General features: G+C 70.6%; 21 protein-coding genes. 7 read left to right on the forward strand and 14 right to left on the reverse strand.

Annotation, left to right across the window (positions count from 1 at the left end; all coding sequences use genetic code 11):
- Nucleotides 1-77 precede the first annotated feature (77 nt).
- From FHP06_RS15925 to FHP06_RS06115, 3 genes are all read right to left on the reverse strand, one after another.
- Nucleotides 78-653 carry a hypothetical protein gene (locus FHP06_RS15925; protein ID WP_187271806.1) on the reverse strand — a complete coding sequence of 192 codons (576 nt, stop codon included), beginning with the start codon at nt 651-653 and terminating at the stop codon, nt 78-80.
- The gene (locus FHP06_RS06110) at nt 650-1,060 is read right to left on the reverse strand and encodes a helix-turn-helix domain-containing protein (protein WP_147684780.1); all 411 of its coding nucleotides are present in this window, start codon (nt 1,058-1,060) and stop codon (nt 650-652) included. Before FHP06_RS06110 ends, FHP06_RS15925 begins: the two co-directional genes overlap by 4 nt.
- Before the next feature lie 79 nt (nt 1,061-1,139).
- Nucleotides 1,140-2,069: an asparaginase gene (locus FHP06_RS06115; protein ID WP_147684782.1), complete on the reverse strand. Its 930-nt coding sequence runs from the start codon at nt 2,067-2,069 to the stop codon at nt 1,140-1,142.
- 131 nt (nt 2,070-2,200) lie between these two features.
- Between FHP06_RS06115 and FHP06_RS06120 the strand changes: the two genes are divergently transcribed.
- The 3 genes from FHP06_RS06120 to FHP06_RS06130 all read left to right on the forward strand — a co-directional run bounded on the left by FHP06_RS06120 (nt 2,201) and on the right by FHP06_RS06130 (nt 6,677).
- The gene (locus FHP06_RS06120; protein WP_147684784.1) at nt 2,201-3,919 is read left to right on the forward strand and encodes a fibronectin type III domain-containing protein; all 1,719 of its coding nucleotides are present in this window, start codon (nt 2,201-2,203) and stop codon (nt 3,917-3,919) included.
- 156 nt (nt 3,920-4,075) lie between these two features.
- A complete protein-coding gene (locus FHP06_RS06125; protein ID WP_147684785.1) occupies nt 4,076-5,542 on the forward strand; it encodes an endonuclease/exonuclease/phosphatase family protein in 1,467 nt (488 codons plus the stop codon).
- A 64-nt stretch (nt 5,543-5,606) separates the two neighbouring features.
- The gene (locus tag FHP06_RS06130) at nt 5,607-6,677 is read left to right on the forward strand and encodes a mannose-1-phosphate guanylyltransferase (protein WP_230973421.1); all 1,071 of its coding nucleotides are present in this window, start codon (nt 5,607-5,609) and stop codon (nt 6,675-6,677) included.
- Here the strand turns inward: FHP06_RS06130 and FHP06_RS06135 are convergent.
- The 7 genes from FHP06_RS06135 to FHP06_RS06165 all read right to left on the reverse strand — a co-directional run bounded on the left by FHP06_RS06135 (nt 6,674) and on the right by FHP06_RS06165 (nt 14,175).
- Nucleotides 6,674-7,135, reverse strand: a complete 462-nt coding sequence (locus FHP06_RS06135; protein ID WP_147684789.1) for a methyltransferase family protein — start codon at nt 7,133-7,135, stop codon at nt 6,674-6,676. The two genes, FHP06_RS06130 and FHP06_RS06135, sit on opposite strands and share 4 nt — an antisense overlap.
- 226 nt (nt 7,136-7,361) lie before the next feature.
- Complete coding sequence (gene manA / locus FHP06_RS06140; protein ID WP_147684791.1) at nt 7,362-8,546, reverse strand: mannose-6-phosphate isomerase, class I; 1,185 nt, start codon at nt 8,544-8,546, stop codon at nt 7,362-7,364.
- Between the two features lie 29 nt (nt 8,547-8,575).
- Nucleotides 8,576-10,297 (reverse strand): DEAD/DEAH box helicase, encoded by a 1,722-nt coding sequence (locus tag FHP06_RS06145; protein ID WP_230973422.1) that lies wholly within the window; start codon nt 10,295-10,297, stop codon nt 8,576-8,578.
- A 173-nt stretch (nt 10,298-10,470) separates the two neighbouring features.
- Nucleotides 10,471-11,904, reverse strand: coding sequence for a sugar transferase (locus FHP06_RS06150; protein ID WP_147684795.1), 1,434 nt, complete (start codon nt 11,902-11,904; stop codon nt 10,471-10,473).
- Between the two features lie 231 nt (nt 11,905-12,135).
- Nucleotides 12,136-12,690, reverse strand: coding sequence for an arsenate reductase/protein-tyrosine-phosphatase family protein (locus FHP06_RS06155; RefSeq protein WP_147684797.1), 555 nt, complete (start codon nt 12,688-12,690; stop codon nt 12,136-12,138).
- On the reverse strand, nt 12,687-13,670 hold the full coding sequence (gene ygfZ, locus FHP06_RS06160; RefSeq protein ID WP_147684799.1) for a CAF17-like 4Fe-4S cluster assembly/insertion protein YgfZ: 984 nt from the start codon (nt 13,668-13,670) through the stop codon (nt 12,687-12,689). The genes FHP06_RS06155 and ygfZ overlap by 4 nt, the downstream gene beginning before the upstream one ends.
- The gene (locus FHP06_RS06165) at nt 13,663-14,175 is read right to left on the reverse strand and encodes an FABP family protein (protein ID WP_147684801.1); all 513 of its coding nucleotides are present in this window, start codon (nt 14,173-14,175) and stop codon (nt 13,663-13,665) included. Before FHP06_RS06165 ends, ygfZ begins: the two co-directional genes overlap by 8 nt.
- Nucleotides 14,176-14,214: 39 nt before the next feature.
- Between FHP06_RS06165 and dtd the strand changes: the two genes are divergently transcribed.
- Together dtd and FHP06_RS06175 are read left to right on the forward strand one after the other, a co-directional pair.
- On the forward strand, nt 14,215-14,637 hold the full coding sequence (gene dtd / locus FHP06_RS06170; RefSeq protein ID WP_147684803.1) for a D-aminoacyl-tRNA deacylase: 423 nt from the start codon (nt 14,215-14,217) through the stop codon (nt 14,635-14,637).
- A gap of 57 nt (nt 14,638-14,694) precedes the next feature.
- Nucleotides 14,695-15,810, forward strand: coding sequence for an LCP family protein (locus FHP06_RS06175; protein WP_147684805.1), 1,116 nt, complete (start codon nt 14,695-14,697; stop codon nt 15,808-15,810).
- Nucleotides 15,811-15,823: 13 nt separating this feature from the next.
- Here FHP06_RS06175 and FHP06_RS06180 read toward each other — a convergent pair whose 3' ends face one another.
- The 4 genes from FHP06_RS06180 to cysC form a co-directional block, all read right to left on the reverse strand.
- Nucleotides 15,824-17,584, reverse strand: a complete 1,761-nt coding sequence (locus FHP06_RS06180; RefSeq protein WP_187271807.1) for a DUF4012 domain-containing protein — start codon at nt 17,582-17,584, stop codon at nt 15,824-15,826.
- A gap of 121 nt (nt 17,585-17,705) precedes the next feature.
- Nucleotides 17,706-18,254, reverse strand: a complete 549-nt coding sequence (locus FHP06_RS06185) for an LPXTG cell wall anchor domain-containing protein (RefSeq protein ID WP_147684809.1) — start codon at nt 18,252-18,254, stop codon at nt 17,706-17,708.
- A gap of 147 nt (nt 18,255-18,401) precedes the next feature.
- A complete protein-coding gene (locus FHP06_RS06190; RefSeq protein WP_222706380.1) occupies nt 18,402-19,283 on the reverse strand; it encodes a sulfite exporter TauE/SafE family protein in 882 nt (293 codons plus the stop codon).
- The gene (gene cysC / locus FHP06_RS06195; RefSeq protein WP_222706381.1) at nt 19,280-20,569 is read right to left on the reverse strand and encodes an adenylyl-sulfate kinase; all 1,290 of its coding nucleotides are present in this window, start codon (nt 20,567-20,569) and stop codon (nt 19,280-19,282) included. The genes FHP06_RS06190 and cysC overlap by 4 nt, the downstream gene beginning before the upstream one ends.
- A gap of 98 nt (nt 20,570-20,667) precedes the next feature.
- Between cysC and cysD the strand changes: the two genes are divergently transcribed.
- Nucleotides 20,668-21,579 carry a sulfate adenylyltransferase subunit CysD gene (gene cysD, locus FHP06_RS06200; protein WP_147684813.1) on the forward strand — a complete coding sequence of 304 codons (912 nt, stop codon included), beginning with the start codon at nt 20,668-20,670 and terminating at the stop codon, nt 21,577-21,579.
- Nucleotides 21,579-22,823, forward strand: a complete 1,245-nt coding sequence (locus tag FHP06_RS06205) for a sulfate adenylyltransferase subunit 1 (RefSeq protein ID WP_147684814.1) — start codon at nt 21,579-21,581, stop codon at nt 22,821-22,823. The genes cysD and FHP06_RS06205 overlap by 1 nt, the downstream gene beginning before the upstream one ends.
- Nucleotides 22,824-22,828 lie beyond the last annotated feature (5 nt).

The raw sequence follows: 22,828 nt of genomic DNA on the forward strand, positions 1-22,828 counted from the left end.
AGCAGGCTACCAACGCGACGACGGGCCCCTCCCCGTCCCGGAGGACGGTGAGGGGCCCGTGCTGACGGTGCCGGAGGTCAGGCCTTCTTGGCCGGGGCCTTCTTGGCGGTCGTCTTCTTGGCGGTCGTCTTCTTGGCCGGGGCCTTCTTGGCCGCGGTCTTCTTGGCCGGAGCCTTCTTCGCGGTCGTCTTCTTGGCCGTCGACGAGGACGAGGTGGACTTCGCGGCGGTGGACTTCGCCGGGGTCTTCTTCGCCGTCTTCTTGGCCGGACGCTTCGTCACCTTGGACACGGTGGCGCGGGCCTCGTCGAGGAGCTCCTCGGCGCGCTTCTGCACGTCGCCACGGGCGTCCTCGGCGCGCTTGCGCAGGTCCTTGACGTTCTTCTTGGCGTCCTTGCGGAGGCTCTCGACGAGCTTCTCGGCACGCTTCTGGACGTTCTCGAGGTTCAGCTCACGAGCCTGCGCGACGAGCTCCTCGGCCTTCTTGACGAGCTCGTCGTAGCTGGCGGTGGCGCGGCTGCGCGAGGTCGCGGCGATATCGCCGGCGCTCTTGCGGGCCGAGTCCACGTCGAGGTTCTTGAGCGTGTCGGTGAGCTTCTTGAGGTCGTCGCGCAGCGAGTTGAGCTGCGTGTTGATCTGATCGGTGATGGTCATGTCTTCTCCTGGTTGGCTTCGGTGACCACTTCGGCAAGTTCTTCGTCCTGTGCGACATCGCTGCCGACGAACGAGCGGTAGATGTCGAGCAGCGCCGTCTTCTGTCGCTCTGTCAGTCGAGTGTCGAGCGCGATGGCGTCCTCCACCATCCGAGCCCCACTCTCGTCGAGATCGAGGATCCCGGCCCTGACGTACAGCGACTCGGCGGAGATCCGCAGCGCCTTGGCGATCTGCTGCAGCACCTCTGCCGACGGACGACGCAGCCCCCGCTCGATCTGGCTGAGGTACGGATTGGAAACCTCCGACTGCTCAGCCAGCTGTCGCAACGACATCTGCGCCTGGCGTCGCTGCTCGCGCAAGTAGTCGCCGAGGGTCTCGACGGTCTTCGCACCGGGCAGCTTGGCCATGTCTTCATCCTGCTTGCAAAAGCAAGCAAATGCAAGCAGTGCAGCATGCGAGGTGGGTCACACGTGCGGACGTTCCAGGTCAGAACGCGGGTCGGACCTCGCCGACCTGCTTGCCGCCGCCCAGCACGGCGGGCCGCTCGGTGAGCACGTCCCCCTCGACGCCGGCGAGCTCGAGCACGCGGTGCGCGGCGACGAAGAGCGCCCGCTCCCCGCCGTCCTCGATCTTGAGCGCCACCGCGGACCCGTCGGCCAGGCCCATCACCAGGACGCTCTCGGCGCCGGACTTCACCAGCAGGCCGGGCACCGCCTGGGCGAGGCGGAGGTCGTCGCGCCGCGTGCCGCTGACCTGCTCGGGGTGGGCGAGCATGGCGTCGACGAGCCGACGCTCGGGTGTGCCGTCGGCCGCGCCGCGCACCCGGGCGGTGGCGCGCGCCAGCTGGAGCAGCGACGTGGCGAGCAGCGGCGCCCCGCAGCCGTCCACGCCGACGACCGCGGGCGGCCCGTCGGTCAGGTCCGTGAACGCCCCCGTGATGACCTGCTGGAGCGGATGGGCCGGATCGAGGTAGGTCTCGGTGGGCCAGTCGTTCACGACGCAGGTGAGCAGCATCGCCGCGTGCTTGCCCGAGCAGTCCATCCGGATCGGCAGGCGCTCCTCCCCCGCGCGGATCACGGCGGCGTGCTCGGCCGGGTCGAGCGGGTACGACGGCGGCGTCTGCAGGGCGGACTCGTCGAGCCCTGCCCGCGCGAGGATCGCCCGCACTCCGTCGAGGTGGAACGGCTCGGCCGAGTGGCTGGAGGCGGCCAGGGCCAGCTCGGGTCCCTCGAGCGGGAGCCCGGCGCGCAGCATGCCTACCGCCTGGAACGGCTTGTTCGACGACCGTGGGAACACGACCGTGCCGGGCTCCCCGATCGACCACACGACGTCACCGGCGGCGTCGACTCGCACAGCGACCCCTCGGTGACGGCTCTCCACGAGCCCGGATCGCTCCACCTCCACCAACACGTCCATGCGGCCACCCTACGGTCCGCCACACACGTCCCAGGAGTCCAATTTCTTCCCAACTGCCACAGATTCCGGGTAGCCTCGGGGGACTGGTCGTGCGCACTCGGGCGCATCTTCCCCCACCAGTGAGGATCCTCATGCCCGTCACGCTCCGACGCCTCGTCGTCGCCGGCGCACTCCTGGCCGCCGTCCTGACGGCCCCCGCCGCCGACGCGGCGACCCTGGCCCCGGCCACCGGGCTGGCCGCCACGTCGTCCGGCACCACCGCGACGTTCACCTGGACCGCCGTGCCCGGCGCGTCGAGCTACAAGGTGTGCGTCCGGAAGACCAGCACGTCCACGTCCTGCTACCTGAAGTCGGCGTCGACGAAGACCCCGACCGTGAAGATCTCCGGCATCCCGAAGCGCACGGCGTTCTACTACTTCGCCGTGTATGCGTTCGCCGGCTCGGGCCACTCGCTCTCGGCGAACAAGGCGTTCACGGTCGGCTACCTGCCCTCGGCGCCGACCGGTGTCACCGCGCTGGTGCGCTCCAACAACATCATCGCCGAGTGGAACGCCGCTTCCGGCGCGATCTCCTACTCGCTGTGCGTCGCCCGCCCGGCCGACCCGGCCACCTGCGTGAGCCGCTCGCCCTACTCGAGCAAGCGCATGGCCCGGATCGACGGCCTGACCCCGGTCGCGGGCCACGACTACGTGTACAAGGTCATCGCGCGCAACAGCGCCGGCACGAAGGCCAGCCCGGACGTCGTCGCGGACCTGACGGTCCTGAAGATCACCGGCGTGACCTTGAACGACGTCACCCCGAACGGCTTCCGGGTCGCGTGGGACCCGCAGCGCAACGCGGGCACCTACACGCTGCAGGTCAGCACGTCGTCGACGTTCGACAGCCCGGTCTCCACCACGGTCGCCGACGTCAGCCACGTCGTCGACGACCTCAAGGCAGGTACCCGGTACTACGCGCGCGTCCGCGGCATGAACGACACGAAGGCCGGCCCCTGGAGCACCAGCGTGACCCAGGTGCTGCCGACCAAGCCGTTCGAGGTGCGGGTCATGACCTACAACCTGTGCGGCCAGGACAAGTGCCTCGGCGACAAGCCGGCGTCGATCCTGCCGACGTGGTCGAAGCGCAAGCCGCTCGCCGGCGCCATCGTCCGCGCCGAGGACCCCGACGTCGTCGCCACGCAGGAGTCGCACTCCAAGGACACGAACTTCGGCACCCAGCTGCCGGGGTTCGGGCTCTACGCCTACAAGAGCTCGAAGTCGCTGTTCGTCCGCAAGGACCGCTTCACGCGCATGCGCTACGGCAGCATCACGCTGGACAAGGCCCGCAACCGGTACGCGGTCTGGGCCGAGGTGCGTGACCAGGCCAGCGGCTCCCGGGTGATGCTGGTCGACGCCCACCTCGAGCCGTACAAGGGCGTCACGCACGACCGGCAGCGCGAGGCGCAGACCAAGGCGCTGCTCGCGGGCGTGAAGACGGCGAACACGCGCAAGCTCCCGGTCATCTACGCCGGCGACTTCAACTCCAACAAGAGCAACGCCAACCAGTCCAAGTACCCCGGCGGCTACGACGCGCCCCTGAAGGTCTTCACGGCCGCGGGCATCCCCGACTCCGTCACGAAGGCCACGGCGCCCGAGAACGTGGTCTGGAACAGCGCCAACCAGGCCAAGAACCCGCCGACGAAGCACTCGGACCACATCGACCACGTGTACATCACGCCCGACCTCGTGGTGAAGGCGTGGAAGGTCGTCATCACGATCACGTCGAGCGGGAACTACCGGACGCCGTTCGCCACGGACCACAACCCGGTCATGACGGTCGTCGAGGTGCCGGCAGCACCGTCCGCTCCCTGACGACCGACGCCGTGGCTGCCAAGCGGCGACTCGTATACTTCTCCGGCACACCTCTTGCCCTGGAGCGCCGTGGTCAATCATCGCCGCCTGCCCGCGCGCCGACGCACGTCGTCCGCGCGAGGTGCTGGGCGCCCCCGAGGCGGGCGCCGTCGTGCGGTGCGGAACCGCGGCCTCGGGCTGTCGCTCGTCGTCACCGCCGTGGTGGGCACGCTCGTCGTCGGGCTGCTGGTCACCCGGGCGCTGACGGCCTCGGCCGACCCGCCGACCCATCTTGCGGCCACCGCCCTGTCGCCCACCAGCGTCGAGCTCGAGTGGCAGCCCACCGACGACGCCGACGCGTACGTCGTGCTCATCGGCTCGGACCGCGCCCTGACCAAGGACACCCGGAAGATCCGGGTGAAGAAGCCCACGGTGACGCTGTCGGACCTGAAGCCGAGCACGCCCGGCTCCGACCGCTACTACCGCGTGGACGCCGTGCACGGCGACGACGTCGTGCCGTCACGCACCCGGCGGTTCACGCTCAAGCCCGCCGCGATGCCCGCCGTGAAGGTCGACAAGGTCGCCGCCGACGGCGTCCGCCTGGTCTGGAAGCCCGTCGCCAACGCCCGACAGTACGACGTCGACATCGCCCGCTCCAAGGACTTCACCGGCGACGTCACGTCCGTGCGCACCCTCGGCAGCGAGGCCCGGTTCGTCACCACGTCGATGGCGGCCGGCACGCGGTACTGGCTGCGCGTGCGCCCGGTCAACGGCGACAGCGTCGGCGCGTTCGGCAAGCCGGTCGACGTGAAGACCCGCATGCGCGAGGCCGCGTTCAACGTCGGCACCTGGAACGTCTGCTCGGAGAAGTGCTCCGGCTACTCGTCGCGGGCGCGCATCATGGCGGACTTCCTCGACGACAACGCGATCGACATCTTCGCGCTGCAGGAGGCGGGCGGGAAGCGGGTCGGTGCCACCACGAACGCGATCTTCACGGGGCACTCGCAGGGCTACGTGCGGGCGAGCGGCGGCGCCAAGGCGCGGTACATCTTCTACCGGCCGGCCCTGTTCACCCAGAAGAGCGGCGGCTACTTCGCGGTCGGGCACGGCCGGCACGCCACGTGGGCGCGCTTCGTGCTGAAGGCCACCGGCCGCCAGTTCATCCTCGTCGACGTGCACCTGGAGAACGGTCACGGTAACGACGCCAAACGTGCGAGCGAGATGCGGGTCCTGCTCAGTCGCATGCGGAGCATCAACGACCGCGGCCTGCCGATCATCTACGCCGGCGACTTCAACTCCGGCCGTCACCGCGGCAAGGACTCCCCCGGCGCGATGATGCGGTCGGCGGGCCTGGAGGACTCCGTCGAGCTCGCGAAGGACCCGGTCAACCGGCAGTTCAACAGCGGCCACACGATGGGCACCGGCGTGCCGAGCTCCGGCGCCTACGTCGACCACATCTTCGTGTCGAACGAGTTCTCCGTCGTCGGCTGGAAGCAGCTGGTGCGGATGGCCGGCGGCCGGTACGTCCGCCCGGTCGTCTCCGACCACAACGCGCTGCGCGCGACCGTCGCCCTCGACGCGGCGAGCGTCACCATCGGCGCCCCCACCCCGACCACGACCGTGGGTGGCCTGACCGGCGAGTAACCGACGGCTACGATGTCCGCACACCACTTGGCGGGCAATCTCGGGGCCGATTGAGGGAGGTCGGGTGAACCTGGAGTCCGTGCATGCCGTCATACCGGCGGGAGGCGCAGGCACGCGGCTGTGGCCGCTGTCGCGGCAGTCGCGACCGAAGTTCCTCCTGGACCTCACCGGGGCCGGGCGGACGCTGCTCCAGCAGACGTACGACCGGCTGGCCGAGATCGTGCCGCCCGACCAGATCCACGTCGTCACCGGCCCTGCCCACGCCCCGCTCGTGCAGGAGCAGCTGCCGGACCTGGGTGGACTGTTCGTCGAGCCGTCCCCGCGCGACAGCATGCCGGCCATCGGTCTCGCCGCCGCCGTCCTCGCCCGTCGTCAGCCCGGCGCGATCATCGGCTCCTTCGCCGCCGACCAGGTCATCACCGACACCGCCGGATTCGCGCGATCGTTCCGGCAGGCCGTCGCGGTCGCCGAGGCGGGCATGATCGCCACCATCGGCATCGAGCCGCGCAGCCCCTCCACGGCGTTCGGCTACATCGAGTCCGGCGACCTGCTCGACGTCGCCGACGCCCCGTCCGCGCGGGCCGTCAGCCGCTTCGTCGAGAAGCCGGACGCCGCCACCGCCGCCGAGTACGTACGGAGCGGGTCGTTCAGCTGGAACGCCGGCATGTTCGTCGGGCGCACCGACATGCTGCTCGGGCACCTCGCCCGGCTGCAGCCGCACCTGCACGCCGGCCTGGAGCGGATCGCCCTGGCCTGGGACACCCCGGACCGCCAGCGCGAGCTGGAGGACACCTGGCCGACGCTCACGCCCATCGCCATCGACCACGCGATCGCCGAACCCGTCTCGCTCGAGGGCGGCATCGCGGTCGTGCCCGGCGCCTTCGACTGGGACGACCTCGGCGACTTCGCCGCGCTCCACGCCCTGGGGAACGCAGGCTCCTCCGACACCGTCTGGGTGGACGGCAGCGGGTACGCGCACGCGGAGGACGGCACGACGATCGCCGTCGTCGGCATCCACGACGCGATCGTGGTGCGGACGGACGACGCCCTGCTCGTGACCACGATGGAGCACGCCCAGCAGGTCAAGGAGGTCCCGGCCGCGCTCAAGCGCGACGGCCGCACGGACCTCGTCTAGAGCCAGCGGCGGACGCGGCGCCGGTAGTCGGCGTAGTCGTCGCCGAACTTCGCCGCCAGGTACTTCTCCTCGGGGCGCACGGCGCCCCACCACAGGAACGCGAAGCCGACCGGCACCGACAGCAGGGCCCAGGCCGACGGGACCAGCAGGGCGAGGCCGGCGGTCAGGGCCGTGAGGCCGACGTACAGCGGGTTGCGGCTGAGGCCGAACGGCCCGGAGTCGAGGATCACCCGCGTGCTGCCGCCGGGCAGCAGCGCCGTCTCGTGCTTCGACATCAGGGCCAGGCACCAGCCGTTCCAGACGCCGAAGAGCGCCACGAGGATCCACCCCGTGGCCCGCGCCCAGCCGTCGTCGAGCGACCACGGGTCACCGGCGACCTCGGTGACGACGACCCCGGCCAGCCACGGCACCCCGAGCGCGACCGGGGGCCAGATGCGGAAGGCGGGGGCGTCCGTCATCCACCCATTGTCGCGGCATCGGTGGCCGCCCTGCCACGAGATTTGCTCCCAGAACCACCACTGACCACGTCGGCGGTGGTGGCTTGCGGAGCAAATCTCGAGGACGGAGGGGTCAGCGAGCGATGTGATGCGCAGAACATCCGGACGTTTGGGTTCCGCGCGCGCGGGTACAGGATCCGCGCCGGGAACGCCGGGACTCACGCAGCCACGGGCCCGGCCCAAGTCCTCAGACCAGGTCGGTGAGCTCGGCGGCGGGGGTGTCCGCCGTCGGGCTGTAGGCCTGGGCCAGCTCGCCGGTGCCGACGCCGACCAGAGCACCGTCGTTCTCGTCGGCGTAGACCGCGTCGCCGCGCTTGAGCAGCTCGCGATCGCCCGTTGCGTTCACCAGCTCGACCTCACCGCCCGTGCACACGACGATGCGGCGCGGGGCGTCCGGCAGCGGCGCGCCGTCCGGCTCGGCGCGTGAGCACTGCGTGACGGACAGCGCGAACTCCTCGACGTCGGGGCTGAACACGTCCGTGGAGAAGCCGAACAGCTCCGGCGTGACGCGGGCCAGGCGGGACATGCCCTTGTCGAGGCAGCGCACCAGGCCGACCGGGTCCAGGTGCTTGGTGGTGAGACCGGCGCGCAGGACGTTGTCCGACGACGCCATGACCTCCAGGCACATGCCCTGCAGGTGCGCGTGGATGATGCCGGCGCCGAGGAACGCCGCCTCCCCCGGCTGCAGCGTGAGCCGGTTGAGCAGCAGCGAGATGAGGATGCCGACGTCGCCCGGATGGTGCTCGGCGATCTCCACCGCCGTGGCGTACGCGCGCTTGATGTCGATCCCCTGGCCGTGCAGCCGGCGGCAGGACTCGACGACGCGGTCGACCTCCTCGACGTCCGGCTTGTCGTCGAGCAGCCGCTCGACGACGCGGACGATGCCCGTGAAGCCCGGACGCTCGTGCAGGTTCTCCACGATCGACTGCACGAGCGGCGACTCGATCGCGGTGAGGACGCGCAGGATCTCCGCCGTGGGGCGGAAGCCGACGAGCGTGTCGAACGTCGTGAGGGCGTAGACCATCTCCGGCTTGTGGTGCGGGTCGCGGTAGACGCGGTGCGGGGCGTCGACGGGCACACCCGCCGCCTCCTCCTGATCGAAGCCGGCCCGCGCCAGCTGCGCGCTCGGGTGCACCTGGATGGACAGCGGACGGCTGGCGGCCAACAGCTTCACCATGAACGGCAGGTCGCCGGAGACCGTCGCCAGCGGCTCACGTCCGCCGTCGGTGTCCACCGACGACGCGCCGAGCGGGTGCGTGCCCATCCACACCTCGGCCACCGGACGGCCGGCGGGATCGTCCCGCAGGAAGCGCGGGATGTCGACCGTCGAGCCCCAGTCGTAGTCGCGGGACGTGTTGTGCAGGCGGCGCATCAGACCAGGATAGGCAACGGTCGAGCCGACTACCGGCGCTTCTGGCGAGGCTTGCGGTCCGGCTTCGCGTTCGTCCGCCGCGGCGGCCCGGTGTCGGGCCGGATGTCGATGCGTTTGCCGGAGATCCGGGTGTTGGCGAGCGCGTCGAACACCTCGTCGGGCACGTCCGTGGACAGCTCGACGATGGAGTGCTCGACGCCGATCGTGATCCTCCCGAAGTCGGCGCGACGCAGGCCGCCCTCGTTCGCCAGGGCGCCCACGATGGCCGACGGCCCGATCTTGTGCCGCTTGCCGACGGCGATCCGATAGGGAGCGAAACCGGTGCTGTTCGCCGCCCGCGGCCCGGCACCCCCGCCGGACGACGTGGGCCGCGGCGCACGCTCGGGTCGCTCCCCGCGGTCGCGCTGCGGCCGCTCCGCGCGCGGTGCCTTGGGCGGATCGGGCCGCAGGAAGAACTCCTTGTCGTCCGCGCCCATCACGGCGAGGCCGGCGGCGACGTCGGTCATGTCGACCGCGTGGTCGCGCGCGTACTCCTCGACGAGGGCACGGAACGTGTGGAACTGCGGCGAGCCCATGCTCTCGGTGATCGCCTGCGCGAAGCGGGCCGTGCGCCGCTCGTTGACCTCGTCGACCGACGGGACGCGCATCTCCTCGACCGGACGCCCGGACACCTTCTCGATGGCGGCCAGCAGGCGCCGCTCGCGCGGCGTGACGAACAGGATCGCCTCGCCGGAGCGTCCCGCCCGGCCGGTGCGGCCGACGCGGTGCACGTAGGCCTCGGGGTCGTGCGGGATGTCGTAGTTGACGACGTGCGTGATCCGCTCGACGTCGAGGCCGCGCGCGGCGACGTCGGTGGCGACAAGAAGGTCGAGGGCGCCGGAGCGGAGGGCGCCGATCGTGCGCTCGCGCTGCGCCTGCACGAGGTCGCCGTTGATGGCCGCCGCCGCGAACCCGCGTGACCGCAGCCGCTCGGCGAGGTCCTCGGTGGCCTGCTTGGTGCGAACGAAGACGATCATCCCGTCGCCCGCCTCGACCTCGAGGATGCGCGTCAGGGTGTCGAGCTTGGCGTGGTGGGCGACCTGGATCCAGCGCTGCCGCACGGTGGTGGTGGACGTGGTGGCGGCGGCCGTGGCGATGTCGACGGGGTCGTGCAGGTAGCGCTTCGCGAGCCGCCGGATCTGCGCCGGCATCGTGGCCGAGAACAGCGCCACCTGCTTGTACTCGGGGGTGTCGGCGAGGATCCGCTCGACGTCGTCGGCGAAGCCCATCGCCAGCATCTCGTCCGCCTCGTCGAGGACCAGGTGGTCGAGGTTGGACAGGTCGAGGCTGCCGCGGTCGAGGTGGTCCATGACGCGGCCCGGCGTGCCGACGACCACGTGTGCGCCGCGCTCCAACCCGGACAGCTGCGCGCCGTAGCCCTGCCCGCCGTACACCGGCAGCACCCGGACGCCCTTGATGCGCGCGGCGTACGACGTGATGGCCTCACACACCTGCAGCGCGAGCTCGCGGGTGGGCGCGAGCACGAGCGCCTGCGTCTGCTTGCGGGTCGGATCGATCCGCTCGAGGATCGGCAGCGCGAACGCGGCCGTCTTGCCCGTGCCGGTCTGCGCCAGCCCGACGACGTCGCGACCCTCCAGCAGCGCCGGGACGGCCTGCTCCTGGATGGGCGTGGGCGTCTCGTAGCCGAGCGAGGTGAGGACCTCGACGATCGCCGGGCCGAGGCCGAGATCGGCGAAGCTGACGGAGTCCACCGGTCCAGTGTCCTGTACCGGCGGTTTCCCAGGTTCAGTGGGTATTTGCCCACATCTCATGGCAAACCGCGGGCACCGCCGCGACGTCGCACGGCAACCTTGCACTCCTCACGGCAGATCTGCCATGAGGAGTGCCAGTTTGCCTACTGAACCTGGTAAACCACACCGGCCGGTCAGTAGGCACCCTTCGAGGCGAGGACGGCGCGCGCGGTGCGGATGATGATCTGGATGTCGCGCAGCATCGTCCAGTTCTCGACGTAGTCGAGGTCGAGCCGCACCGAGTCCTCCCACGAGAGGTCCGACCGGCCGCTGACCTGCCACAGGCCGGTGACGCCCTGCTTCACCAGCAGGCGGCGATGAGTGTGCTCGTCGTAGAGGTCGACCTCGGCGCGCAGGGGCGGCCGCGGTCCCACGACGCTCATGTCGCCGCGGAGCACGTTGAAGAACTGCGGGATCTCGTCGATGCTGTAGCGCCGCAGGATCCGGCCGACCTTCGTGACGCGCGGGTCGTCGCGCAGCTTGAACAGCGGGCCGGCGCCCTCGTTGTGGTGCTCCAGCTCCTCGCGCTGCTGATCGGCCCCGTGGACCATCGTGCGCAGCTTGAGCATCTGGAACGGCACGCCGTGGGTGCCGATGCGCTCGGACCGGTAGAACACCGGGCCGCGGCTGGTGAGCTTGATGGCCAGCATGGCGGCCAGCCACACCGGTGAGCTGGCGAGCAGCACGAGCGCCGCGAACGTGCGGTCGAACAGGGCCCGGCGGACGGTGCGGGCGCGCGAGTAGCTCGGGCCGGACAGGTAGATCAGCGGCATGTTGCCGTGCGCCTCGAGGTGGATGCGCGGACCGGCGACGTCGACCACGTTCGGGGCCACGAGCAGGTTCACGTCGCGGTCCTCCAGCGCCCATGCGAGCTCGCGCATGCCGTCGTGACCGAGGTGCTCGGTGTCCGTGACGACGACGGTGTCGACCGAGTCGCAGCCGAGGGCCTGGCCGAGGTCGCTCTCGGTGCCCATGACCGGCACGGCCGTGTCGGCGACGTGGAACCGCTCGTCCGGGGCGGCGACGCGGTCGGGCACCCAGACGCCGGCCACGCGGAAGCCGGAACCGGCATCCTCGGAGAACCGGAGCGTCATGGTCTTGGCGCTGCGGACGCCGCCGATGACGAGCACCTTGGACAGGTAGCGGCCCTGACGACGGCTGCGGTTGACCCAGGTGCGCCAGAGGCGGCGCTCGATGAACAGGATCGAGATGCCGAAGGCGAACGCCATGATGATGAACCCGCGGGACGGGTTCCACTTGAACATCAAGGTGGCGATCGCGAGCCAGCCGAAGACGGCGAAGGACGCCCGGGCGACCGCCTGGTACTGGCGGCTGCCGGCGTCGAGGACCTTGGGCTCGTGGGTGCGGAACGTCACGAGCGCGACCATCCACGCACCGAAGAGGACCACGCTGAAGACGCGGTACCCGAAGTCGTCGACGTCGGGAGCGGACAGCGTGCGGTATCGGAGGACGTGTGCGAGGCCGATCGCCAGGGCCAGCACGATGAAGTCAGTCAGCAGGATGCTACGCGTCAGCCGGCGCTCCCACACGGAGCGCCCGACGGTCATCTCGGTCCGATCAGCAGGGGACTCGACGAGTCGCAGCGAGGACGCTGTGGCGACGTCGAATCGGAGGCCCTGCAGGTCCTGTACCACTCTGACATCCCCTTACGCCGTCTCGCCGGCGCTTCCGCCCCAGCGACCCGAGTTGTGACGTCCCCCGCAGTTAACAACCGTTCAGTAATCGAAAAGTTACGGACGGTTTCCGTGTGACGAGCGGGGCGCACCGTGCCGGTCATCTCATTGTGGACGCGGGACGCGGGGCTTGGAGGTCAAAATCGACAATTTGGCTGCCACGACGTCGACAGCGGCGGCAATCTGGTCGGCCACACGCCGGTGCACGTCCGGTTCGCGACGGTACGGGTCCTGCACGTCGATGTCCACCGGAGCGGTGCTGCGGCGACGGGAGGCGTCGACCACGAGGTCCTCCAGCGTGGTGGCCTCGGAGTCGGCGACGAGGGCCGCGAACTCGCGCAGGGTGAAGGTCTTGCGGAGCGCCTGCGGCGAGAGCGCCAGGACCTCGGCCCGGTGCTCGCGCGCGGCCGTGAGGACGAGGGCCGCCTCCTCCACGTGGTGCAGCTGGAGCGCGCGGGAGCGGAACTCGCTGACCGAGTGACCGAGCCGGGCGAGCTCGAGCACCACCATGCTGTCGACGGGCGCCGCGTCCCAGCCGCGCACGCCGGCGCTGGCGATCTCGAAGCGGTCCGGGTCGAGCTGGTCGCGGAGGAGCACCTCCATCATCGGCGACCGGCAGATGTTGGCGGTGCAGACGGCGAGGAGCGGGAAGCGCTTCATGGGCCGGTCACTCGCCGCCCAGGGCCCGGCACCCCTGCCGGGGTCCCGCCCAGGACCGGCCGCACGTGCAGACCGGCCTCCGGATCGACCAGGGCCTCCTGCGCGGCGGCCACGCCGTCGGCGAGGAGCGTGACGTCGACGTCGACGTTCCGCTTGACGAGGGCGAGGGCGACCGGCCCGAGCTCGTGGTGCCGGGCCGCTGACCCGACGAACCCGACGCGGGTGTCGTCGAGCATCACGTCCGCGCCGTGCGGCGGGAGGTGGTCGACCGACCCGTCGAGGTGCAGCAGGACGAGGCGGCGGGGCGGGCGGCCGAGCGTGTGCACGCGGGCGACCGTCTCCTGCCCGCGGTAGCAGCCCTTCTCCAGGTGCACGGCGCGGCCGAGCAGGCCCACCTCGTTGGGGATGGTGCGGTCGTCGGTGTCGAGGCCGAAGCGCGGGATGCCGGCGGCGATGCGGAGCGCCTCGTGGGCCCACACGCCGACGGGAGCGCCCAGCCGGTCGGGCAGGGCCGCGAGCTCGTCGCGACGGACCAGCTCCCACGCGTCCGGGCCGGTGGCTACCACCGCGCGGTCGGGGACGAGCGCCACCACGACGCGCATCATGAAGCGCATCGAGTCCAGGAACGCCACGAGCGCCTCGCCGGCGCCCGGCTCGGTGTGGGCCCAGAACGTCTCGCCGTCGTCGATCCCTGCGAACGCGTGCTCGATGCGGCCCTGCGGCGAGAGCAGCAGGACCTCGGTGCGCACGCCGGGCTCGAGCTGCTCGAGGTGCTGCGTGGTGAGCGAGTGCAGCCAGGTGAGGCGGTCGGGGCCGGTGATCGAGAGGACGTCGCGGTGCGAGAGGTCGACGAACCCGTCGCCGGCCACGAGGCGGCGCTGCTCGGGGACGATGGAGCCGTAGTGGGCGGCCACGCCGGCGTCGGGCGGATCGGCCTCGACGGCGCCCGCGAGGTCGAGGAGGGGGCTGCGCTCAGACACGGGCCAACCTGCCCCACAGGTGCGACTGCAGCGACTGCCCCTCGGCCGCCATGTCGTAGGCGTACATGAGGTCGCCCTCGACCAGTCCGTACATGCGCTGACCGGCGGTGTACTCCTTGGCCGTGACGGTGCGCGCGACGACGTCGGTGGTGAGGGTGATGCGCGGACCCTCGACCGTGCCGTACCAGATCTCGGCGTAGCCGGTGGGGTGCGCGAGGACCAGCTCCACCTGCACACCGTCGCCGTCCGGGGCGTCACCCGCCAGCCGGAGAAAACCGGTCTCGAGCGCGCCAGGGCGCAGGCGCTGGCCGGCCTCGTCGGTGATCCAGGCGCGGCTGAAGTAGTGCAGGAACGGGCGGGTGTCGTGCGCGAACACGACCTCCTGCTCGTACGAGAAGGCGTCGATCGTCGGGTAGTCGCCACGGCCGTTGCCGTGCCACGTGCCGAGCAGCCACGCGACCTTCGCCAGGTCCGGGTGGAGATCGGCGGGAATCTCGAACGCCATGGGATCCAGCGTATCGACCTGCGGTTTAGGCTGATCGGCGTGAGGGCGGTGGTGCAGCGGGTCAGCCGGGCCGAGGTCCGGGTCGAGGGCGCCACCACCGGCGAGATCGGCGTCGGGCTCGTCGTGCTGCTCGGCGTCACGCACGACGACACCGTCGAGCAGGCGGAGCGGCTCGCGGCCAAGATCCACACGCTGCGGATCCTCCGCGAGGAGCAGTCCGTGGCCGACACCGGCGCCGGCGTGCTCGTCGTCAGCCAGTTCACGCTCTACGGCGACGCCCGCAAGGGGCGTCGGCCCACCTGGAACGCGGCGGCTCCCGGACCCGTGGCCGAGCCGCTGTACGACGCGTTCTGCGCCGCTCTGCGGGCTCTCGGCGTCGAGGTGGCGGAGGGCGTGTTCGGGGCGGACATGGAGATCTCGCTCACGAACGACGGCCCCACGACCCTCGTCCTCGACCTCTGACCGGAATTTCAGGTTCTGTCCCTAAGATGGGCGGGTTGTCCGAGAGGAGGGAGCAGGATGGCTGACCGCAGACACGGCCGGCGATACCGCGGCGCCGGCAAGCGTCGCGCCGGTGGCACGCCCTTCCACCGACGGCACCGCAAGCTGCTGATCGGCCTGCTCAGCTTCGTCCTCGTGGTCGTGGGCGCCGGCGCGGCCTACGCCTACATGCTCAACTCCAAGTTCAACAACATCGACAAGGTCAAGACCGCCGACCTGAAGGACCGCCCGGACCCGGACAAGGGCCGCGCCCTCAACGTCATGCTCCTCGGCTCCGACAAGGGCAAGGACATCCCGGGCGAGCCGAAGAACACCACCATCGCCGACGACGCGAAGCGCAAGGTCTGGCCGAGTGGCAAGTACCGCAGCGACACGCTGATGATCGTGCACATCTCCGCCGACCGGAAGCACGTGTACCTGGTGTCCCTCCCGCGCGACACGTTCACGATGCTCTACAACGCGAAGGGCGAGCCGGAGCACCAGGAGAAGATCAACGGCGCGTTCTCCTACTACGGGCCGAACGGCACCATCTCCACCGTCGAGCACCTCACGGACGTGCGCATGCGGCACATGGCCATCATCGACTGGGCCGGCTTCAAGGACCTCTCCCGTGCCGTCGGTGGCGTCCCGGTCTACATCCCCCGCGCGTTCTACGACCCCAAGCAGAAGATCCAGTGGAACGCCGGCGAGCAGAACCTCGAGGGCGCCAAGGCGCTCGCCTACGTGCGCACCCGCTACGGCCTGCTCCGCGGCGACTTCGACCGCATCGCCCGCCAGCAGAACTTCCTCCGCTCGCTCATGAAGAAGATGCTGGCGCGCGGCACCATGACCAACCCGATCAAGCTCACCAAGACGCTGTCGGCCCTCACCGAGAACCTCACCGTCGACGCCGAGTGGGATCCGCGCGACATGCGCGCGCTCGCGCTGTCGCTGCGCGGCACCCGCGCCGACGACGTCACGTTCCTCACCGCGCCCGTAGCCGGCACCGAGACCGTGCCCACCTACGGCAGCATCGTGCGGCTCGACGAGCTCAAGTCCAAGGAGCTCTTCACGGCCATGAAGAACGACGACATGGACGCCTACGTGAAGAAGTACCCGGACGACGTCCTGAAGTCCGACAAGGAGATCGGCTAGCCGATCCCGGCTGTCAGGAGCACGCGGACTTGCTGGCCTCGTCGCCGTTCGGGCGGATGCCCGGCGTGGTCTGGAGCACCGGGTCGCCGTCGACGCCCGGAGCCGACCGCATGGTCGTGACGATCACGACGCTCTCGCCCGGCGCGATGACGACCGTGCCGCGCACGACACGGCGGTCGTACAGCTCTCCGCCGGACAGGGGCACCTGGCGCCCGTCGACCCGCTGCTCGACCATGAAGCCCTTGGTGGGGCCCATCGTGCTGACGACCAGCCGCATGGAGCCCGGCTTCACGTAGAGGCCCGGACCGACGATCGACCGCGTGAAGCGGGTGGCGTTGGGCGGGGCGAGCGACGACAGCTGCGTCGTGACCCGGAACTCCTGGCCCCGGTCGTCGAAGCACCGCGTGGCCTGCACGGTGGTCTTCATCTGCAGGAAGTACTCCATCTTCGTGGAGCCGCCGTCGTCGACGTAGACGCCGATGTACGGCGTCTTGCCGGGGTGCCGGTTCAGGGCGCCGGAGATGCCGCCGTCGAGGATGAGCTTCTGCTCGGCCGGGACCTTGGACCACACCTTGATGTGACCGGCCCGCACCGACCGCACGAGCGCCTTCACCACGGCCTGCGAGTTGCCCCGGCCCGACGTGACGGCCGTGAAGATCGCGCGGGCGGCCTGCTCGAAGACGTCGTCCTGCTTCTGGGCCTGCAGCGGGTACTTCGCGTACACGCCGTTGAGCAGCACCTGGGCCGCGTTGGAGCTGGTGAGCCGGGTGCCGTCGGCGAGGTCGACCGGGCCGATGCCGCCCAGGAGCAGTGCGAGGGCGACGGGGTCGACCGCGATGGCTCCGGAGAACTTCCGGTCCAGCCGCTTGCCGACGATCTGCGACGTCAGCTCGGCGGCCCGCGGGAAGTCGGGGTGGGCGCCGGTGTCGCGCATGTCCTTCGTGAGCGAGCTGCCCAGGAGGTTCCGCTCCTCCTTGGTGAGCTTGGCCCCGTTCTTGACGAAGCCGACCTTGCGGGTGCCGGCCTGCTCCCCCATGGTCACCTTGCCGTTCTTGGCGGTGAGCACGGCCACCGAGCCGGGCATGCCGCCGATGGCACGGACCTCGGCGTTGTTGAGGACCATGAGCAGGTACGTGCGCTTCTTGCCGTCGGTGGCGAGCATCGTCGGCAGGAGCCGCGCGGCGTCGTCCGCGGCGCCGGCCGCGGAGGCGCTGACGGTGACGAGGTTCTGGGTGCTCCGCATGGGCGACTGCAGCGGGCCGATCAGCGAACCGGGGTCGAACGAGCCGATCTCGCGCTCCGCCTCCTCGAACACCCGGTTGGAACGCTCGAGCACGGGCCGGATGGCGGCCAGCGCGGCGACGTCGACCCGGCCGTTCTTGGGCCGGAACGTCTCGAGCTGGACCTGGTCGGCGACGTCGACGATCGACGGCAGCGCGTCGTCGGTGATGCGGTCGATCTCGCGCGCGACCGTGCGGACCGCGTCGACGTTCTTGCCGACGATCGGGACGTGGGCCCCGATGGACCACAGCGGGCCGTCCGACGCGTCGTGCGCGCGTGTGGTCTCGCGGTCGAGCCGCTCGAGCGTGGCACGGGCGCCGTTGACGTCGCCGGACACGATCTGCTCCTTGAGGACCGCAGCCTCGTCGCGGGCGTCCTTCAACGCACCGGTGGCCTTCAGCGCCTCGGAGACGAAGATGCCCCCGGCGATGACGAGCAGGACCAGCACACCCAGGCCGACCTGGACGCGGCGGCTCCGGAGAGTCTCCGTCACGCGTCGCCAGCCGTGGGGCCGGCGCCGGGACCGAGAGCGCGCCATCACCCCTCCTTGAACGGCTCGGGACAAAGAACCGTTCCCGCACCGAGACCGGCGCGGGAACGGGTCATGTGGTCAATCAGGAAGTGCGGCGCCGGGACGCGACGATCGCGCCGCCACCCACGGTGACCAGCAGGCCGCCGATCAGCAGCCAGGCCAGGCGCTCGCCACCGGTGTTCGGCAGGAGGCCGCCGTCGTCGCCACCGCTCGGGGGCAGCAGCGTGATCGTGTTCGACGCGTGCGCGAGGGCCGGGGCCTGGACCAGGCTGGTGCCGAGCTTGCCGGCGCCGCCGCCGCCCAGGGCGTCGGGCTCGTCGGACTGGTCGTCGTACGTGCAGTCCGCGGTGACGGGGTCGGTCTCGACCTTGGTGACCTTGCGCGTGTCGAACGTGTGGGTCAGCGTGTCGGTGTCCGAGGCGGAGACGGTCTCACCGAGGTAGGTGATGGACAGCTCCATGCAGGTGCTGTCGGCCACGGCCGTGACCTCGATCGGCTTGCCGCCGACGAGCGTGCCGCCGCTGACGCTGAGGTTGACGGTGATCGGGTACGCGAACGCGGGCCCGAGGGTGGCGAACAATGCAACGACAACAGCAACCGCTCCGGCCAGTGCCAAGCGAAGTGTCTTCATGCGTCTCTCCATGCTTCATTGCGTCGCGAATACCCATGCGAGTCGCGCCCGTGCGCAACATGGTATCCCCTGGGCGTGCCATCCGTGCACCCAACACAACGAACGAGTTGGATGTGCGTTACGCCACGTCAGGGAGGTTGACGCTGGTCAACTGATCCAGAGGTGCAGGTGACGGGCCCTCCAGGCCCTCCACGCGAGCGTCCCGGCGACGATGCCCACCACCCCCGCGGCGGCCACCCAGAGGGGCGGGACGCCGAGCAGGCCGAGCCCGGTGAGGGCCAGCACGATGACGATGCCCCGGCGGATGATCGACTGCGGGACCCGATTCGCGATGCGGGCGCCCAGGTAGGTCCCCGGGGTGCCACCGAGGATCAGGGGGATCAGCACGGACCAGTCGACGCCGGTGACGATCACGTGGCTGGCGGCCGCTGCGACGACCAGGGGCACCGCCTGCACGAGGTCGGTGCCGACGAGGCGGACGCCGCCGAGCGTCGGGTACAGGACGAGCAGGGCGACCATCATGACCGTGCCGGAGCCCACCGAGGTGAGGCCGACGCACAGGCCGCCGACGACGCCGACGAGGAAGGTCAGGAGCGGTCGGACGGTGGGCTCGGCCGAGCCCTTCGTCAGGTCGGGTCCGCGGCGCAGCTCGAGCAGGAGGCGGAACGCATAGGTGCTCGCGGCGACGAGCAGCGTGACGCCGATGGCGGTCTTGACGAAGTCGTCCTGCGCGTCCTCCCCGCCGACGGCGCGGACGATGAACGCCCCGGCGAACGCCGTGGGCACCGATCCGAGCATCAGCCAGCCGGCGACCGCCCGGTGCGGCGACCCCTCGCTCCAGTGCACGGCGGCGCCGACGGACTTGTTGACCGCGGCCGCCACGAGGTCGTTCGCGACGGCGGACGTCGGCGGCACGCCGAGGACGATCAGGGCGGGCGTCATCAGGGCGCCACCGCCCATGCCGGTGAGACCGACGACGATGCCGATGCCGAACGCCGCGATCAGGAGCGCGACGACGTCGGAGCTCACGGGACGGCCAGGACGACCGGGTCACGCACCTCGCGCGGGAGCCAGCCGCGGTCGGTGAGGAGCTCGAGGATCTCGTTCAGCACGTCGTCGACCGTGCGACCGGTGGTGTCGAACGCCAGGTCGGCGTCCGTGGGGACCTCGTACGGCGAGGAGATGCCGGTGAAGTCCGTGACCTCGCCGCGGCGTGCCTTGGCGTAGAGGTGCTTGCGGTCGCGCCGCTCGCACTCCTCCAGCGGCGTGGCGACGTGGAACAGCACGAAGGCGGCGCCCACCTCCTCGGCCATCGCGCGGGCGGCCTTGCGGGTGCGGTCGAACGGCGCGATCGGGCTGCAGATGGCGAGGCCGCCGTGGCGCGCGACCTCCGCCGCGACCCACCCGATGCGCTCGATGTTGGTCTCGCGGTCCTCGCGGGAGAACGTGAGGCCCTTCGAGAGGTTGCGTCGCACCCGGTCGCCGTCGAGCAGCGTCACGGACCGGCCGCCGGACTCCAGGAGCCGGTCGCAGAGCGCGTGGGCGAGCGTGGACTTGCCGCTGCCCGACAGCCCGGTGAAGAAGACGACGAGACCCTGGTCGGTGCCCGTGGGACGGTCGGCCTCGACGACCGCGGCGATCTCCTCGGTCAGCGGGCCCTCGCCCTTCGGCCAGTGGATGTCGTGGCCGGGAGCGTAGGCGGCGGCGACGTGACGGCGGAACGCGAGGTCGCCGGTCTCGTCCGCACGGGCGGCGGCCGGGACGGCGATGACGTGCGCGTCGCCGAAGCCGGCGGCCGCGGTGACGGTGGCGCGGATCAGGCCGTGCGGTGACAGTCCGCGCGGCGAGCCGTCGCCGGTCAGCACGAGGAAGAGGACCGGTCGGTCGTCGACGAGCTCGGCGAGCGTGGCGAGGTCGGACGCGGTGAGCGGGGCGTCGACCGGCACCGTCAGGGTGCGCGGCGACATCTTGGTGCGGGACGTGGACGGGGCGCGGTAGCGGTCGCCGAACGCCCGGCGGATGATGCCCGGCAGCGCGCGGACTTCGCCGACCACCCCGGTCATGCCCTCGCCGGCCGGATAGGTGTCCTCCACGGACACGACGGCGAGCGGGACCTGCTCGGGATCGGTGATCTCCAGGCCGCCCAGCTCCTGCGCGGCCTCGACCAGCTCGGTGGGCGCGACGAGCGTGATGTCGCTGTCCGCGCCCTCGAAGCCGTCGAGGGGCGCGAGCACGCCCATGCGCAGCAGCTCCACGTCGTCGAGCTCCCGAGGAGAAGGCGTGTACTGCGGCAGGGACGTTGCGGCATCCGGCACGCGCGCCATTGTGCCATTGTCACTTCCTGGACAGGCCCGATCATGCCCATTACATGCGGCTAGTCTTGGCCCGGTCCACGAAAGGCACCCCCAGAGTCATGCAGACCCACACCGACTACCGGATGAGCCAGCTCGACGAGCTGGAGTCCGAGTCGATCCACATCTTCCGCGAGGTCGCGGCGGAGTTCGAGAAGCCGGTCCTGATGTTCTCCGGCGGCAAGGACTCCATCACGATGATGCGTCTCGCCGAGAAGGCCTTCTACCCGGCGAAGCTGCCGTTCCCGGTGCTGCAGGTCGACACCGGCTACGACTTCCCCGAGGTCCTCGAGACCCGCGACCGCTGGGTCGACCGCCTCGGCGTCCGCCTCGTGGTGGCCTCGGTCGAGCAGGCCATCGCCGACGGCATCGTCGTCGACGACGGCCGCACGTCGCGCAACCGGCTGCAGATCGGCACCCTCCTGCACGCGATCGAGGAGGAGGGCTTCACCGCCGCGTTCGGAGGCGGTCGCCGCGACGAGGAGAAGGCCCGCGCCAAGGAGCGCATCTACTCCCACCGCGACGAGTTCGGCCAGTGGGACCCCAAGAACCAGCGTCCGGAGCTGTGGAGCCTGTACAACGGGCGCATCCACGCCGGCGAGCACATGCGTATCTTCCCGCTCTCCAACTGGACCGAGCTCGACATCTGGCACTACCTGCGCCGCGAGGACGTCGAGATCCCGTCCATCTACTTCGCCCACCAGCGCCGCGTATTCGAGCGCGACGGGATGCTGCTCACCGAGAGCGAGTACAACCCGTGCCGCGAGGGCGAGACCGTCAGCGAGCGGACCGTCCGGTTCCGCACCGTCGGCGACCTCACGCTCACCGGCTGCATCGAGAGCACCGCGGACTCCTACGACGCGATCATCGAGGAGATCTCGGTGGCCCGCGTCACCGAGCGCGGCGCCACCCGCGGCGACGACCGCTTCTCCGAGGCGGCCATGGAGGATCGCAAGAAGGAAGGCTATTTCTGATGGACCTCCTGCGATTCGCGACCGCCGGCTCCGTCGACGACGGCAAGTCCACGCTCATCGGCCGGCTGCTGCTCGACGCCAAGGCGATCTTCGAGGACCAGCTCGAGGCGGTCGAGGCCACCAGCCACGCCAAGGGCTACGACTACACCGACCTCGCGCTGCTCACCGACGGCCTCCGCTCCGAGCGCGAGCAGGGCATCACGATCGACGTCGCCTACCGCTACTTCGCCACGCCGAAGCGGAAGTTCATCATCGCCGACACCCCCGGCCACGTGCAGTACACGCGCAACATGGTCACCGGGGCGTCGACGGCGAACCTCGGCCTGGTGCTCGTCGACGCCCGGAACGGCCTGACCGAGCAGTCGCGCCGCCACGCGGTGATCCTGTCGCTGCTGCGGGTGCCGCACATCGTGCTCGCGGTCAACAAGATGGACCTCGTCGACTACGACCAGGAGGTCTTCGACCGCATCGAGCGCGACTTCACCTCGTTCGCCACGAAGCTGTCGGTGCCGGACCTGGAGGTCATCCCGATCTCGGCGCTGCAGGGCGACAACGTCGTCACGCGCTCCACGAACATGCCGTGGTACGAGGGGTCGTCGCTGATGCACCACCTCGAGCACGTGCACGTCGCGTCCGACCGCGACCTCATCGACACCCGCTTCCCGGTGCAGTACGTGGTGCGACCGAAGTCCGACGACTTCCACGACTACCGCGGCTACGCCGGCCGTGTCGCCGGCGGCGTGCTCAAGCCGGGCGACGACGTCGTCGTGCTGCCCAGCGGCATGCCCAGCCGCATCGCGGGCATCGACTCGTTCGACCAGGAGGTCACCGAGGCGTTCCCGCCGATGTCGGTCACGGTGCGGCTCGAGGACGACGTCGACGTCTCGCGCGGCGACATGATCTGTCGTCCGTCGAACGCCCCCACCCCGACGCAGGACATCGACGCGATGGTCTGCTGGATGACGAACGAGCCGCTGCGGCCACGTCAGAAGCTGGCGATCAAGCACACCACCCGCACGGCGCGGGCGATGATCTCGGACGTGAAGTACCGGCTCGACGTCAACACGCTGCACCGCGACCAGGACACGCGCGAGCTCGGCCTCAACGAGATCGGCCGCGTCACGATGCGCACCACGTCGCCGCTGCTGGTCGACCCCTACGCGAAGAACCGCACCACCGGGTCGTTCATCCTCGTCGACGAGGCCACCGGCGTCACCGTCGGCGCCGGCATGATCAACGGCTGAGGCGC

It is taken from the genome of Aeromicrobium terrae (genome assembly GCF_008039565.1).
Taxonomy (GTDB): domain Bacteria; phylum Actinomycetota; class Actinomycetes; order Propionibacteriales; family Nocardioidaceae; genus Aeromicrobium; species Aeromicrobium terrae.